The 15,248-nt window shown below is 39.7% G+C and carries 13 protein-coding genes; 5 read left to right on the top strand and 8 right to left on the bottom strand.

Annotation, left to right across the window (positions count from 1 at the left end; all coding sequences use genetic code 11):
- Nucleotides 1–11: 11 nt before the first annotated feature.
- The gene (locus KP78_RS09405; protein ID WP_041088370.1) at nucleotides 12–839 is read left to right on the top strand and encodes an undecaprenyl-diphosphate phosphatase; all 828 of its coding nucleotides are present in this window, start codon (nucleotides 12–14) and stop codon (nucleotides 837–839) included.
- A gap of 181 nt (nucleotides 840–1,020) precedes the next feature.
- On the opposite strand, the gene KP78_RS09400 is transcribed toward KP78_RS09405, so the two are convergent.
- Together KP78_RS09400 and KP78_RS09395 are read right to left on the bottom strand one after the other, a co-directional pair.
- Nucleotides 1,021–1,329, bottom strand: coding sequence for a metal-sulfur cluster assembly factor (locus KP78_RS09400; protein ID WP_041088369.1), 309 nt, complete (start codon nucleotides 1,327–1,329; stop codon nucleotides 1,021–1,023).
- A gap of 71 nt (nucleotides 1,330–1,400) precedes the next feature.
- Nucleotides 1,401–2,168, bottom strand: a complete 768-nt coding sequence (locus tag KP78_RS09395; protein WP_041088367.1) for an alpha/beta fold hydrolase — start codon at nucleotides 2,166–2,168, stop codon at nucleotides 1,401–1,403.
- Between the two features lie 201 nt (nucleotides 2,169–2,369).
- Between KP78_RS09395 and KP78_RS09390 the strand changes: the two genes are divergently transcribed.
- Nucleotides 2,370–3,176: a Cof-type HAD-IIB family hydrolase gene (locus KP78_RS09390; RefSeq protein ID WP_041088365.1), complete on the top strand. Its 807-nt coding sequence runs from the start codon at nucleotides 2,370–2,372 to the stop codon at nucleotides 3,174–3,176.
- Nucleotides 3,177–3,260: 84 nt separating this feature from the next.
- Here KP78_RS09390 and KP78_RS09385 read toward each other — a convergent pair whose 3' ends face one another.
- Nucleotides 3,261–4,082 carry a YitT family protein gene (locus KP78_RS09385; RefSeq protein WP_041088693.1) on the bottom strand — a complete coding sequence of 274 codons (822 nt, stop codon included), beginning with the start codon at nucleotides 4,080–4,082 and terminating at the stop codon, nucleotides 3,261–3,263.
- 205 nt (nucleotides 4,083–4,287) lie between these two features.
- Between KP78_RS09385 and KP78_RS09380 the strand changes: the two genes are divergently transcribed.
- Nucleotides 4,288–5,160 carry a DegV family protein gene (locus KP78_RS09380; RefSeq protein WP_041088363.1) on the top strand — a complete coding sequence of 291 codons (873 nt, stop codon included), beginning with the start codon at nucleotides 4,288–4,290 and terminating at the stop codon, nucleotides 5,158–5,160.
- A gap of 15 nt (nucleotides 5,161–5,175) precedes the next feature.
- Complete coding sequence (locus KP78_RS09375; RefSeq protein ID WP_041088361.1) at nucleotides 5,176–6,531, top strand: CoA-disulfide reductase; 1,356 nt, start codon at nucleotides 5,176–5,178, stop codon at nucleotides 6,529–6,531.
- 43 nt (nucleotides 6,532–6,574) lie between these two features.
- Here KP78_RS09375 and KP78_RS09370 read toward each other — a convergent pair whose 3' ends face one another.
- From KP78_RS09370 to KP78_RS09350, 5 genes are all read right to left on the bottom strand, one after another.
- Nucleotides 6,575–7,606, bottom strand: a complete 1,032-nt coding sequence (locus KP78_RS09370; RefSeq protein ID WP_041088358.1) for a LacI family DNA-binding transcriptional regulator — start codon at nucleotides 7,604–7,606, stop codon at nucleotides 6,575–6,577.
- Nucleotides 7,607–7,893: 287 nt separating this feature from the next.
- A complete protein-coding gene (locus KP78_RS09365; protein ID WP_041088356.1) occupies nucleotides 7,894–9,435 on the bottom strand; it encodes an alpha-amylase family glycosyl hydrolase in 1,542 nt (513 codons plus the stop codon).
- 132 nt (nucleotides 9,436–9,567) lie between these two features.
- Nucleotides 9,568–10,410, bottom strand: coding sequence for a sugar ABC transporter permease (locus tag KP78_RS09360; protein ID WP_041088355.1), 843 nt, complete (start codon nucleotides 10,408–10,410; stop codon nucleotides 9,568–9,570).
- Nucleotides 10,410–11,717 carry a carbohydrate ABC transporter permease gene (locus tag KP78_RS09355; RefSeq protein WP_041088353.1) on the bottom strand — a complete coding sequence of 436 codons (1,308 nt, stop codon included), beginning with the start codon at nucleotides 11,715–11,717 and terminating at the stop codon, nucleotides 10,410–10,412. The genes KP78_RS09360 and KP78_RS09355 overlap by 1 nt, the downstream gene beginning before the upstream one ends.
- 109 nt (nucleotides 11,718–11,826) lie before the next feature.
- Complete coding sequence (locus KP78_RS09350; RefSeq protein WP_041088352.1) at nucleotides 11,827–13,107, bottom strand: sugar ABC transporter substrate-binding protein; 1,281 nt, start codon at nucleotides 13,105–13,107, stop codon at nucleotides 11,827–11,829.
- Nucleotides 13,108–13,455: 348 nt separating this feature from the next.
- Here KP78_RS09350 and KP78_RS09345 point away from each other — a divergent pair, with 348 nt between their 5' ends.
- Nucleotides 13,456–15,213, top strand: coding sequence for a glycoside hydrolase family 13 protein (locus tag KP78_RS09345; RefSeq protein WP_041088350.1), 1,758 nt, complete (start codon nucleotides 13,456–13,458; stop codon nucleotides 15,211–15,213).
- Nucleotides 15,214–15,248: the final 35 nt, after the last annotated feature.

Genomic DNA, 15,248 nt, shown 5'->3' with positions numbered 1-15,248 from the left:
TGGAGGTTTTTATGGAGTTAGAACAACTATACATAATTTTAAAATACGTGTTTCTGGGGTTATTGCAAGGCTTTACCGAACCAATCCCCATCTCTTCAAGCGGGCACTTACAGCTCGCACAGCATTTTTTAGGAATTGATATTGGTGGAGATTCATTTACTTTTGAATTACTTGTAAATACAGCTTCATTAATTGCCGTCCTAATCATTTACCGAAACGATATTTCTCGTCTAGTCGTAAGGGGACTTTCTTTTGTTAAAACGCGTAACCCTGAAGATAAGAAAGAATTCAATTTCATTATATTTTTGATTATCGGAACAATTCCAGCAGGTGTATTGGGTCTACTGTTCAATGAGGATATTTCTCGATTTTCCACTGTTACCGTTGTCGCAATAACACTAATGATTACAGGGATCGCCCTGTTTATCATTCGAAATATGCGAGGCAATCGGGGCGAGGCCGGACTAACAATGAAGGATGCTGTTATAATTGGTCTTGTACAAGCGGTTGCGCTTATACCTGGTATCAGTCGAAGCGGGGCAACGATGATTGCCGCAATCGCAAGAGGCATTCATCAAGAAACGGCTCTTCGTTTTTCTTTCCTATTGTTTATACCGGTAAGCCTTGGGGGAATGATCCTAAGTATCTCCGATTTCATTAATGACCCTAGACTAGCTGAACTGTGGCTGCCTTATGTACTAGCGTTCCTAGCCTCTCTAATTGCTTCTTATTTTTCATTAAAATGGTTTATGGGTATTATGGCCAAAGGCAACCTGATTTATTTTGCGATCTATTGCTTAATTGTAGGTCCTATTGTGCTATTAGTAATTAACCTATAAAAAAATAGACTGCGCTGGTAGCGCAGTCTATTTTTTTATGTAAGTTTATCTATTTTTCGGGTGAAAGGATAGTGTTGAACATCTGACTTGGTGCGCTTCGATAAATACCACTGAGCCTCGATAAAAATTTAAAAAATAAAAAAGAGATCACGCCATTTGGCGTGATCTCCCCCCTATTCAATCAGGTAATGCCCAATGCAATTTTTGCGTAGCGTGACATATTGTCTTTATTCCAAGGTGGACTCCAAACGATGTTTACGTCAACTTCCTTCACCTCAGGAACATCCGCTAATGCTGCTTTGACCTGATCGACAATAACCGGAGCCAATGGACAACCCATGGAAGTAAGCGTCATTTTGACTTCGGTATTTCCATTTTCGTCCATATTAACATCATAAACTAAGCCAAGGTTAACGATATCGATACCCAGCTCAGGATCGATTACTTGTTCAAGCGCACCCATAATGCTGTCTTTTATTTCTTGATCCATGTTATCACTCCTTATGCATATACTATATAGCTATCATATCAGACTTACACCCACAGTCAAAACGTTATGGATTAAAGATAGCGTTCAAACCACGTTACCGATTGAAGAAGCCCCTCTCTCGATACCTTATGTCCTTCCCCTTCTTCTGTGATAAAACGAAGGTGCTCTGGATGTGATTCATAATCTGGAAGGATCGACTTATAAAACGCATAGGTTGGGCCAAATGGGACAACCGTATCAGCCGTACCATGCCAGAAAAGAAGCGGGCGATTGTTGAGCTTTTCTTTATGAAGACTTAAATCATAGGAAGCAAGAGTTTGAAGCTGATGCTGAATTTCTTCCTCTGACATCGGAAGCGTGAACCCATTTTTCTTAAAGTGATCGATCTGTGCTTGTGCAAATCCTACATAAGCAGGTGATCCCATAAGGCTGACACCTACTTTGATCCAATCATATTGAGTAAGCGCTCCAAGCGTTATGATCCCGCCCATAGACGTACCTGCTAGTCCAATACGGCTCTCATCAATTAATTCTTGTCTACATAATTCATTTTTAATCAGTTCTACCTCATGAATCGCTTTTATGACCATGTTCCAAAATCGAGTACTCAGTGTGGTCTCATCTAGTCCTTCATCGCGTTCACCATGCAGAGGCGCATCCGGCAGAATGACTCTGTACCCTTTCTCTGCATATAAATAAGCGTAATGCAGATTGTGCTCCTTTGCACTAGTAAAACCATGTATAAAAAAGATCGTTGGTTTCTGCCTTGATCGAGCTTCATTTTTCACAATATGTAAATAGGGAATCGTATGCATGGTTTGTCTCTCCACCGTGATCATCTTTTTTACTCCTTTCATTACTGCACTTACATTTCAATCATCTTATCATAAAAGACAATTTCTGGCATGCCGCATACATGTATAAATCAGGGGAAATGCGTAAACATCCATAAAAATGGTACAATACAAATGAAAGAAAAATCGAATAAATTTAATACCAAATTTTACTATATTACTAGCGACTAAAGGAGAACCTAGCAAATGGAACAGCATCTAATTGTACTCGATCTTGATGGAACATTATTGACCGAAGAAAAAATGATTTCCGAGCGTACAAAACGCACGCTTTTAAAAGCGAAAGAATACGGACATGAAGTGATGATTGCGACGGGACGTCCTTATCGTGCGAGCGAGCAATATTATAAAGAACTTGGCTTGTCCACACCCATTGTCAATTTCAATGGAGCGTTCGTTCATAATCCGCTAAATACACAATGGGGCATTCATCATGAACCAATGAGTCTTGATGTTGTAAAAGAAATCATCGAAGCCTGCCAGGATTTTAAATTTCATAACATTATTGCAGAGATTTTAGATGATGTGTATTTGCATTATCATGATGAAAAACTATTAGAAATCTTTAATTTTGGCAATCCTTCTATTCAAACCGGAGATCTTCGCACATATCTTCCTGGTAATCCCACCAGCTTGCTTATCCATGCAGAAGAAGAGCATGTACAGGACATCCGCCAGCATTTAAGTGATGTCCATGCAGAGGTAATTGATCACCGCAGATGGGGTGCTCCGTGGCATGTAATCGAGCTTGTAAAAAGCGGCTTGAATAAAGCAGTTGGGATACAAAAAGTAGCTGAATCTATGCAAATCTCTCAAGATCATATTATTGCCTTTGGGGATGAGGATAATGATTTGGAGATGCTGAAATACGCCGGAACTGGTGTTGCGATGGGAAATGGAATTGAATCGGTAAAATCTATCGCAAATGCTGTCACGGCTTCCAACGAAGAAAATGGAATTGCTATTTTCCTTGAGGAAAAACTAAATCTTTAATACACAAAACGGCTCGTTCATTACCAGAGCTGACCTAATAAAAGCTGGCTTTCTTGCACAAAAGATAGGCAAGAAAGCCAGCTTTTATTGTTCTTTACGAAAGAAACCAAAAATCCCAGCAGTCTCAACAATGTTTGTAAAAGCATGTGGATCTACCTTATGAATAATTCGTTCCAGTTCAAACAATTCATAGCGAGTAATAACAATTATAAGCATTTCCTTGTTTTCATTCGTAAATGCACCTCTTGCCGGTACAATGGTAATTCCGCGAACAAGCCTTTCATGAATGGCTTGTTTAACTTCTTCCGATTTCTTTGTCACTATCATTGCAGTCAGCTTTTCATAACGTGTATGAATTGAGTCGATCACACGTGTAGACACGTATAGTGCAACCAGTGTATACAGACCTTCTTCCCATCCGAATAACAAGCTGGCTGTCCCGATAATCACAGCGTTCATACTAAAAAAGTATATTCCAACTGGTTTATCATGCATGCGTGACAAAACCATTGCGATAATGTCCATCCCGCCTGTTGAAGCTCCCCACTTAAGCGTGAAGCCAACACCGACACCGACAATCACACCGCCAAACACCGCATTGAGTAAAATATCAGATGACAATTCCATAATTGGAATGATGGATAAAAATAGCGTCGTAAATCCAACAGATACTATGCTGTAAATTGTGAACATCTTTCCGACCTTAAGCCATCCAAGAATGAACGCTGGTATATTTAATACAATGAGCAGGATTCCTGTTGAAAGAAAGAACGGAGTAAATTCACTTAAAATATTGGATAAGAGCTGCGCAAGTCCTGTGAAACCGCTCGCAAAGACATTCGCAGGAATTAAAAAGAAATTAAGTGAGACTGCATTTAATACCGCTCCAATAATGATGATCATCATTTTTCTAGTTTCGAGCCAGAGTGTTTCATTTGATACACTCGATAAGCTGAATTTTTTTGAATTCTTTGGCACGCATAGCCCTCCTTTTTATCATTCTTTCCTTTATTACATAACCTATTCTTTCTTCTGCTACACCATATGATTGTAAAATCCTCTTGAAATCGCTACACTTAAAGAATAATGAAAAGAAAAAGGGTGATGTAAAATGAAACTGCAATTATTTGCTGACAGTGCATCGGATTTACCAAAAGAATTTTTTAAAGAAAACGAGGTTGCCTTACTCTCGCTGCGTGTACATATCGATGATGAAGAACATGAAGATTTGGTCACAATCCAATCAAAACAGGTATTTGACGCCATTCGAAGCGGACAGCAGCCTAAGACATCACAAGCTAGTCCTCAGCAAATGCAAGAATACTTTACTGAATTAGCTTTATCGGGTAACCCTGGACTTTATATAGCATTTTCTTCCCAACTATCAGGGACTTATCAAACAGCTGTGATGGTACGAGATCAAGTGAAGGAAGAGCATCCATCATTAGACCTTGTGATTATTGACTCGATGTGTGCCTCACTCGGCTACGGATTAGTTGTTCACAGAGCCGCTCAATTGGCGAAAGAAGGAAAGTCACGAGATCTTATTGTAGAGGATGCGGAATTTCATTGTCAGCATATGGAGCATCTTTTTACAGTAGGAGACTTGGACTATTTAGCACGTGGAGGCCGTGTGTCAAAAGCTTCGGCATTTATAGGTGGACTACTTAATATCAAACCATTGCTTCATGTTGAAGATGGAAAGCTTGTTCCTCTTGAAAAGCTGCGCGGGCGTAAAAAGCTGCTTAAGAGAATTATAGAAGTAATGAGAGACCGAGGCGCTTCTCTTGATCGGCAAATGATTGGAATCAGCCATGGAGATGATGAAGAGCTAGCAAATGAAATGATTGTGATGATTAAAGAAGAATTCGGCGTCGAATCATTTTATGTCAATATGATAGGTTCTGCAATCGGGGCACATACTGGTACAGGAACACTTGCAATCTTCTTCCTGAATGAACTGCCAAAACAACACTCTTCTTAATTGAAGGAGGATCTTATGAAAAAGAAAGTACTTGTTATAGGCGGTGTAGCTGGAGGTGCAACATTTGCCTCACAGCTGCGCATCCTTGACGATGAAGCCGAAATCATTGTCTTTGAGAAGGATGGTACAATGTCTTTCGCCAACTGTGGCCTTCCCTATTACTTGGGAGGCGTCGTGAAAAAAGAAGAGCAATTAATTGCTGCTACACCAGAATCATTTTCACAAAATAAAAACATAGAAGTGCGAGTTCGACATGAGATCATCAAAATCGATCGTCCTGCAAAAAAAATCATAGTCCAGGATCATATTAAAAATCTCCGATATGAAGAAACGTATGATCAGCTTATTTTATCTCCAGGAGCCACCCCAGTTGTACCAGAAATAGAAGGTCTTGCACATGCTCGCTGCTACACACTTCGCACCTTCGAAGACATGCTCCGGATTGATCAACAGATAAAAGAGAATAACTTCTCATCCGTTTGTATCGTGGGCGGAGGATTTATCGGCCTTGAAATGGCTGAAAATTTTAAAGCCCGGGGCCTCGAGGTCTTTCTTCTCGAACGCTCTTCTCATGTTATGAAAATTATGGACAACGACATGGGAGAAATGATTGAAAAAGAAATTGTAAATCAAGGTGTTCATGTCTATACAGACACGACGATCAAGCAGATCGAAAATAATGGACGAACCATGCATCTATCGAACCGAGCTACTATTCATACAGACTTTTTACTTCTGGCTGTAGGAGTAAAGCCTAACACAGCCCTTGCTGAGCAAAGTAATCTTGAAATTGGCATAACAGGCGGAATAAAGGTAAATAGCTTTATGCAGACGAGTGACCCCGATGTTTATGCAGTAGGTGATGCAATTGAAACGATTGATTTTATTACTCATGCACCTAAGCGTGTTCCTCTCGCTTGGGTGACCCATCGAGAGGCCTATATAGCGGCACGTCACATCACTGAGCAGCCGCTACCATTTAAAGGAGTACTAGGTACATCTATTTGCAAAGTTTTTGATCTGACGGTTTCAATGCTAGGCCATAGCGAGCAGTCGCTTACTGAACAGGGTATTCCTTTTAAAACGATTACACACTACTCCAGACAGCATGCGGGCTATTACCCTGGATCTGAGAAACTAACCATAAAGGTTCACTTCTCAGAAGAGGATGGGAAAATTTACGGGGTACAAATAATCGGAAAAGATGGTGTTGATAAAAGAATGGATATTTTATCAACCGCAATTAAAGCAGGACTTTCTGTCACAGACCTGCAGGAAATAGAAGTTGCTTATGCCCCTCCATTTTCAGCTCCAAAGGATCCGATTAACATGATTGGCTATAAAGCGTATCCTATCGTAAAAAACAAATAAAATCACCGGTTTGTGAAACAACATTTATCACAAACCGATGATTTTATAATTTTATAAAACCGCTTGAAAAGCGTTTTACTATATTATGCGGAACAATGACTCTCTTAAATGGTTCATCGGGCTTCTCAATTCGCTGAATTAAGCTTTTTGAAGCTTCATAACCCAGTTCAAAAATATTAATATCCACCGAACTGAGTGGAGGACGAGACATTTCTGACATAAGCACGTTATTAAAGCTAATAATTGAAATATCTTCTGGAACTGAAATCCCAAGCTCATTTAGTGTATTTAAAACTCCCAGAGCCATTAAATCATCCGCAACGATCATTGCTGTAGGTCTGAACTCTAACGGTAGTTCCATCAGCTCGCACACTGCATCCTGACCGCCTTCACGTAAAAAGCTCTGATGAAGGATATACTCTTCTTTTTGGTCGATGTCTGCTTGCTTTAAAGCACCCTGATATCCAAGTAGCCGCTCAACCGTTACAACAAGATCTTTATCTCCACCAATAAAAGCAATCCTTTCATGCCCCATTTCAATTAAATACTCTGTCGTTTCTTTCGCTGCCTGAAAATTATCATTATCCACATGAGTAATTTCATCTACAAAATTAAAAGGCTTACCAATCATAACGAAAGGAAATTTACGATCCCTAAGGTAAATGAGAATGCGGTCTTCTACCTTCGAATAGAGTAAAACCACTCCATCCACTCGGCCGCCCTGTACCATTTGAACGACTCCGTTGTAAATTTCCTCTTCGTTTTGTCCTGTGACTAACTGAAGTGCATACTGCTTTTCATGCGCTCCCTCACTAAGCCCTCTCAAAACGGTAGGGAAAAATGGATTTTGAAAGAATACATCGGAAGACCCCGGTGTGACCAAACCGATCACCTGTGTAGACTGATTTGCTAGACTTCTTGCAATAAAATTCGGATGGTAGCCAAGCTCATCCATCGCTGCGCGAACCTTTTCTTTCGTCTTCTCACTTATACGAGGGTTGTTAGCAATTACCCTAGACACGGTTGAAGGCGCTACATCTGCATACTTTGCAACATCTTTAATTGTTATAGACATATAACCACTCCCGCCATGATTACGCTTCCAAATTAATAAGGAAAATAGCTGATCTTGAATTTCAAGTATGGGCTATTTTTTATATTAGGTTTTGTTAAGCGTGTCTGTTGATTGCAGAATGCAGGAGCTCGCTTTCCGCGGGGTGAGCGGTTGAGCCTCCCAGGTCGCAGACGCACCTGCTTGAGTCTCACCTGTCCCGCTTCAGGAGTCTCGCGTATCCGCTACAATCAACGCAGTGCAAAAATCAACAATGGACTTAAACATAGCTTTATATTAAGAAGATTTCTCTATTTTTTATTCTTGCTGCGTTTACGCATGATATATAGAAGAATAAAAAACGAGATCCACACAGCTGCAATCGCTGAAATTAATCCATAATTAATTCCTGTCTTATCAGCAAGAGCATAGATTTCAGCTTCTTCCCGTTCAATCACAATTTGAAAATCTCCACTATTTTCACGCACTAAATCTCCTGCAAGTAAACCGCGGAGTTCTGCATTCTCACGAAGCTCCTCGTTTGAAATCGAAAATGACTGCGTTTGACTCGTATTATTAATGGCGATCACAATTGTTTCTTCTTTATATTCCCTTTTGTAAACAAGCAGCCCGTTTTCATTATGCAGCACTTCAAGTGTGCCGCGTGTCAGTGCAGGCAGGTCCTGACGAAGACGTCCAAGATCCGAAATAAAATTCTTTAATTCTTCATCTTCATTAAAGTTCATCAGTCTTCGATTATCCGGGTCTTCACCGCCATCAAGCGCGATCTCCGTCCCATAATACATAATCGGGATTCCAGGTACCGTGTACATAAAAGTTAACGCCAGCTGCCAGCGTGTTCCTGGAAACATATTGTTTTCTACTGATAGTCTTGTAAAACGTGACATATCATGATTATCAATGAAATTTCCCATTAAATAAGGATTATTAAAAAACTGCTGATTATAATCCCAATAACTGAATAATCGTGATGAATTAAGATCAACATCCTGGAAGGTTGAGCGCATCTGTTCTGCTAGTGGAAAATCGACAAAGCCATCGATTCCAGTGTCTGCATAAGCAGCTATATTACGAATATCGGTGTCATACACTTCCCCAATCAAATAGAAATCTTCTTTAACAGATTTCACTTCCGCAGAGAATTCCTCCCAAAATTCTTCAGGGACGTGCTTTACCGTATCAAGACGATAACCATCAATATCGGTCTCTTTTATCCACCACTTTGCTGCATCAAATAAATACGTTTTGACCTCTGGATTTTCTGTATTTAAATCAGGCAGTCCATAGATCCATCCGTTTTGAATTTGTTCTTGATTATTGTTATCTAAAATTTCCTGCTCTTCATGATACCAGTCTTCCTTCTCCGGATCATTGACCCATGGATGGTTTGGCCCAGTATGATTGACGACAAAATCCAAGATAATCTTAATATCCCTCTTATGAGCTTCATCGACCAACTTTTTAAATTCTTCAATCGTACCAAAATTCTCATTCGTTTCATAGAAATCATTAATCCAGTAACCGTGATATCCCCAATCATCATTTTTAAAAACGGGAGTCATCCATATTGTGGTAAATCCCATCTCCTCAATATGATCTAAACGATCAATGATCCCTTGAAAATCACCGCCGTGGTAAGCGAGCGGATCCTGCGTATTTACGTTGTCATCGTTTAAAAAATTACCATTTGCAAAACGGTCCACCATTAAAAAATAAATTGTTTCATCCTGCCATTTTCTCTCTTCCTTTTCAACAGCGCCAGCACTTGTAGCAAAAACGCTATTAAAAAGGAGGATAGTGATGAGAAAAAGAGCTCCGTTTACTCTTCTCATCCCTGCCCCTCCTTTACTTTCATTGTCCAGCTCCACCAGCTAGCCCCTCTAGGTCATAAGCCACTCTGACTATGTTGGACCGCCATCTTAGGCTGCTTGTCGAGGCTGTAGGAGCCGCCTGCGCTTTTCTCTCTACCCTTTCGTACCTCCAGCCGTTAGTCCTGCAATGAGGAAACGCTGGGATAAAAGGTATACGAGTGCGATCGGTATTGCAATCAAAATTGAGCCTGCTGCAAATCGTGTGAAGTTGTTATCAAATTGATTGCTGATAAAGTTGAATAACCCAAGGGCCAATGTAAACTTCTCTGGATCACGTAATATAATCCGCGGGAGTAGGAAGTCAACGAATGGTGCCATGAAGTTAAATAACGCCACAACGCCCAAAATAGGTTTCGCAAGCGGGAGCATGATTTTGAAAAATACACCTAAATGGCCTGCTCCATCAATACGTGCCGCTTCATCTAGCTCACGTGGTATTGTATCAAAATATCCCTTAACTAGCCAAGCATTAAACGGAATTTGCCCGCCAATATAAATTAAAGTTAGTCCAAATAGTGAATCAAGCAAGCCAACCATGTTTAACATAACGTAAATCGCAACCATGGCCATGATTGCCGGGAACATTTGAAGCAATAAAAATGCATATAAACCATATCTGCGACCAACGAAACGATAGCGTGAAAACGCGTAGGCCACAAATGATGTAATAACAACGGAGAAAAAGGCATTAGCAATCGCTACGATAACACTATTTTTGTACCATATCAGATAATTACTCGCCGGATCCGTAAATAGCCATTTATAATGAACAAGCGACCAGTTATCTGGAACTAATTGGGCTGAATAAAGACTTGTTCCTGGATTTAATGACATTCCAACTGTCCAAAGAAGTGGATATCCAATCACAACAGCCATGAACGCCAGGAATAAATAGATTAATGTAACCTCTAAACGGGATTTTGCTTTTTGGCTCATTAGATCTCCTCCTCTTTAAAGGCACGCGTTCTCCTAAATTGGAAGACGGCAAATCCAGTTACGATTAAACCAAGAATAATCGTAATGGCAGCGGCCATACTATACTGATTTAATTCAAATGTTAAGTCATATACCCATGAAATTAAGATATCGGTCCCACCTGCATTTTGCCCGCGAACAGCTGGTCCGCCTTCATTAAATAAATAAATAATATTAAAGTTATTAAAATTACCCGCGTACTGCATAATTAATAATGGAGCTGTTGCAAAAAGAACATGCGGAAGCGTAATGCTTCTAAATTTTTGCATCCGGCTCGCTCCATCCACGTCTGCCGCTTCATACCAATCCTTCGAAATACTTTGAAGGATACCAGTAAAGAGTGCAAATACAAATGGAAATCCAAGCCAAGTCTGTATCATAATTAACGCAATTTTCGTATAGAAAGGATCTTGCAACCAAGGGATTGAAAGATTGAAAATTGCTAGAATATCCGTATTTATAGAACCAAATCGGTCGTTAAACATAGCAGCAAATACCAAAATTGTAACGAATGCAGGTACTGCCCAAGGCAAAATTAAAATCGTGCGAATTAAGCGTTTAAATTTAATTCGAGGATCATTAACGATTAACGCTAAAAATAAACCTAGCGCAATTTGCAATGTTGTAGCAACAAGTGTCCAAACAATGGTCCATGTAAATACACTAATAAATGTATCCTGCCAAATATTATTTCCGGCTCCACCTGTTTCAAAGAAAAGTCTTCCAAAGTTCTCAAATCCGACCCAATTTAATAGATTACGTGGTGGCTGATTACTCTGACTGTAATCTGTAAAGGCAAGCCCGACTGTAAATAGTAATGGTAAAACTACGATAAACGCCAGCATAATAAGACCCGGAGTAACAAAAAAATAAGGGAAGCCAACGTCCCAAATATTCTTCACTGCTTCTTTAAACGTAGGAATTTTCTCTCCATTACGAAGTCGAATCGCGTCTTTCTTCGCATCTTTAACATTTGCTACATAAAGTACAATCGCAAAAGCAATTAAAATAATTGAAATTAAACCATAAATTAATAGGAAAATAGAATGGTCTACACCTTGAAGTGTACCTAACGTCAGAATTCCCCAAATTCCATAGTTTAAAAACTCACCAAGTGTCAGAATAAAAGAGATTTCTAAAAGGATAAAAATCGAACCTTTTATATACCTGCGGTTGTACAACTGACCTAAACCAGCGAGTAAAATAGATAAAATAATTGCTGTTCTGGGGTTATGGTTATGTTTAGCTGTTGGATTTGCAGTTGACATGTCATCGCCTCCTAGCGAGGTTCAAGATGAATATTACAATTTCTATTCTATAAATGCAGTGGATAGAAGGAGGGAATCCTTCTATCCACTGTCGGTCATGAATGTAGATCTATTGTTGAGACATTTCGATATTATCTTGAATTGTTTGTACAGCTTCATCAAGTACTTCTTGAACGTCATCACCTTGAGCTATAAACAGAAGGGCGTTATTTATCGGTTCCCAAACTTGCTGCATTTCAGGTGTTGAAGGCATTGGTGTGCCATATTGAATCTGCTCTGCGAATGGAGCGATTAGTTCATTAGATGTAACCGCTTCGCTTTCCAGTGCAGCCTGGTTTGCAGGTAATTCACCAGCTTGTTCGTAATACAATGTTGAATTCTCTTCGTTAGTCAAAAACAATGCAAGTTCAGTTGCCGCTTCTTTATGTTCAGAGTATTCAGAAACCATCCAAGATTTAACCCCTACAAATGATGTTGCGTTAGTACCGTCAACAGTGGGAAGAATCGCTGTACCAAGGCTGTCGCCTAAAGCCTCACTATATGTCGGGATACTCCACGGTCCAGAAATTACTACTCCTACTTTTCCATCTGTGAAAAGACCGTTCATAATATCTGGATTAATTTCAACAGGAATGTATTCATTTTCATACCATGATTGGATTAACTGGCCGCCTGCTACAGCGCCTTCGTTATTAAGTCCAATATCAGTAACATCATACGTTCCACCTTCATTATTAAAAACGTAAGCTCCATTAGCGCCAAAGAAAGGATATGAGAAATAGAAGTTTGCTGCTTCCATTAAGAATCCATAAGTTTGAGCGGATGCATCTGTTTGCTCTTTAGCAATTGCCATTAGCTCGTCCATTGTAGCAGGCGCTTCTTCAACTAGATCTTTATTGTAAAAAGTAGCATATGTTTCAACGACTAGAGGTGCTCCGTATGTTGCACCATCAAACGTAACCGCTTTAATCGCTGTTTCAGAATATTCCCCTTCTGCATCCCCAAGATCAATTGGTGCTGCAAGTCCACGGTTAACAAGATCACCGATACGGTCATGAGGCTGGAAGAATAAATCCGGTCCGTTACCAGCAGGTCCATCAAGATCTAGTGCTTGAACTGCATCTAACATGTTCATCGGTGTTGCTTCAATTTCAATTCCGGTTTCTTCTGTGAATTTCTCGAAGACCTGCGTTGCTGCTGCTGTCTGATCTTCATCATCATTCACCCAAACCTTTAACACCTCAGGCTGATCACCTTCAGTGGCTGCATCAGAACTTGAATCTCCTCCACTGTCTGTTGATTCACCAGATTCTTCTCGATCAGGTGCACAGGCTGCCAGAACGCCAACTAAAAGCAGTACCATAGCTAAAATGGATAGATATTTTTTCAAATTAACCCCTCCTAAAAGTTTTTTCCGCGGTTTGAACAAACGTTTGCACAAAATCTATTAAAAAAAATGAAGCTCATGTACCCGCATTCATTAAAGCGTTTTCAATTTTTGTGAAAACGATTGCATAACCTATTTTTATTATAATCATATTTCACCAATTTACAATACTTTTTTGTATATTTTTAGATTTTTTCATCAAATATAAACGTTCTAATGAAATCAGTACCATGCATTGACTTCGTAATTCGTTTGGAATACGATTGGTTATAATCATTTTCTGCTACAATTTAACTATTTTATTACTCTATTACTAACCTGTTTTTAGAATGCCGAAAAGGAGCTGTTCATATGTTAAAAGAAGCGATCCAACACCGTGCTGATCGAGTAGATGCGTACGCGATGAATGAAAAAGAATTTCACATTCGTTTGAAAACAAAAAAAGGAGATGTAGAAAAGGTTAAACTTCTAATTGGAGATCCATACGATTGGAGCGGTGATTCGTGGAATTACACTTGTGTAAATATGACGATTAGCGGTTCAGATGATTTGTTTGATTATTGGTTTTCCGTTGCTGAGCCGGAATTCAAAAGATTACGATATGGCTTCCATCTATACAATAAGAAAGAAAACGTTTTCTTTGGTGAAAAAGGCTTTTTTGATACTCCCCCAAAAGACGTTGCCAACTACTTCTGCTTCCCCTATTTAAATCGCGCCGATATCTTTGCTGCGCCCGACTGGGTGAAAAATACGGTATGGTATCAAATTTTTCCGGAACGTTTTGCAAACGGCGACCAATCCAATGATCCCGAAGGCACAAAACCTTGGGCCAGCGAAGATCCTAAAGTGGACAGCTTTTTCGGAGGTGATCTTCAAGGGGTCATTCATCATCTTGATTATTTACAAGAACTAGGTATTAACGGCATTTATTTCACACCAATTTTCCAAGCAACCTCCAACCATAAATATGACACAATCGACTATTTCGAAATAGATCAGCATTTTGGTGATAAGGAGGTTTTTCGTACATTAATAGATGAGTGTAAAAAAAGAAATATTCGCGTCATGCTAGATGCCGTGTTTAATCATAGCGGCTTCTTCTTCCCTCCTTTTCAAGATGTTTTAGAAAAAGGCGAAGAATCACGTTATAAAGATTGGTTTCATATCTGGGATTTCCCTGTTAAAACAAAACCGCAGCCTAACTACGACACATTTGCCTTTACCTACATGATGCCTAAGCTTAATACAGAGCATCCTGAAGTAAAGAATTATTTACTGGAGGCCGGACGATATTGGGCACGTGAATTTAACATTGATGGATGGCGGCTTGATGTGGCAAATGAAGTAGATCAAGCTTTTTGGAGAGAATTCCGTAAAGAAGTAAAAGTCATTAACCCTGATCTCTATATTCTCGGTGAAATATGGCATGACTCAATTCCTTGGTTAAAAGGCGATCAATTCGATGCCGTTATGAACTATCCGTTTACGAATAACGTACTTCGTCTTTTTGCTAAGCAGGACTTATCCGTCAAGCATTTCGTTGAGAACATGACAAAGGTTCAGCATATGTATCCAGAAAATATTAATCAGGTGACCTTTAATCTAATTGGCAGTCACGACACCCCGAGAATTTTGACAGAGTGCCAGGAGGATGTGCAGAGACTAAAACAGATTTTCACTACCCTGCTCACCTTTTACGGGACCCCATGCATCTATTATGGAGATGAAATTGGCATAACAGGTACACAGGATCCTGGCTGCAGAAAATGTATGGAATGGGATCCAACAAAGCAAAACACCGATCTTCGTGAGCATGTTAAGCAATTACTGACGCTCAGAAAGCAAGAGCCTCTCCTCGCTAATGATGGAAATCTCGCATTCCTTCCTGCCAATTTTAGTGAGAAATGCTTTGGATACACACGTACAGACGGTGAGGATACGATTATTGTCGTTATTAATAGCTCTTCAAAAAAAGAAACAGTAAAGCTTCCACTTGTAATTGGTGAAAAGAAGGTCACAAATTTACGTACCGGTGACGGGCACAAGTGGAAAAAAGGAAAAATAAAAATTGACGCTATGGACTTTGTATTGTTAAAAATACACTCATAACAAGCAAATAAAGGGCTGGCAATCCTCTCTTGCCT

The organism is Jeotgalibacillus soli, assembly GCF_000829435.1.
In the GTDB taxonomy this organism is placed as follows: domain Bacteria; phylum Bacillota; class Bacilli; order Bacillales; family Jeotgalibacillaceae; genus Jeotgalibacillus; species Jeotgalibacillus soli.
The sequence above is the reverse complement of the archived record's forward strand: the minus strand, read 5'-3'. Positions and strand labels throughout refer to the sequence as shown.

What these genes read in the sequence shown, in the direction of transcription:
- KP78_RS09405 (WP_041088370.1), top strand. Translation starts at nt 12, where the DNA reads ATGGAGTTAGAACAACTATACATAATTTTAAAATACGTGTTTCTGGGG.
- KP78_RS09400 (WP_041088369.1), bottom strand. Translation starts at nt 1,329, where the DNA reads ATGGATCAAGAAATAAAAGACAGCATTATGGGTGCGCTTGAACAAGTA.
- KP78_RS09395 (WP_041088367.1), bottom strand. Translation starts at nt 2,168, where the DNA reads ATGATCACGGTGGAGAGACAAACCATGCATACGATTCCCTATTTACAT.
- KP78_RS09390 (WP_041088365.1), top strand. Translation starts at nt 2,370, where the DNA reads ATGGAACAGCATCTAATTGTACTCGATCTTGATGGAACATTATTGACC.
- KP78_RS09385 (WP_041088693.1), bottom strand. Translation starts at nt 4,082, where the DNA reads ATGATGATCATCATTATTGGAGCGGTATTAAATGCAGTCTCACTTAAT.
- KP78_RS09380 (WP_041088363.1), top strand. Translation starts at nt 4,288, where the DNA reads ATGAAACTGCAATTATTTGCTGACAGTGCATCGGATTTACCAAAAGAA.
- KP78_RS09375 (WP_041088361.1), top strand. Translation starts at nt 5,176, where the DNA reads ATGAAAAAGAAAGTACTTGTTATAGGCGGTGTAGCTGGAGGTGCAACA.
- KP78_RS09370 (WP_041088358.1), bottom strand. Translation starts at nt 7,606, where the DNA reads ATGTCTATAACAATTAAAGATGTTGCAAAGTATGCAGATGTAGCGCCT.
- KP78_RS09365 (WP_041088356.1), bottom strand. Translation starts at nt 9,435, where the DNA reads ATGAGAAGAGTAAACGGAGCTCTTTTTCTCATCACTATCCTCCTTTTT.
- KP78_RS09360 (WP_041088355.1), bottom strand. Translation starts at nt 10,410, where the DNA reads ATGAGCCAAAAAGCAAAATCCCGTTTAGAGGTTACATTAATCTATTTA.
- KP78_RS09355 (WP_041088353.1), bottom strand. Translation starts at nt 11,717, where the DNA reads ATGTCAACTGCAAATCCAACAGCTAAACATAACCATAACCCCAGAACA.
- KP78_RS09345 (WP_041088350.1), top strand. Translation starts at nt 13,456, where the DNA reads ATGTTAAAAGAAGCGATCCAACACCGTGCTGATCGAGTAGATGCGTAC.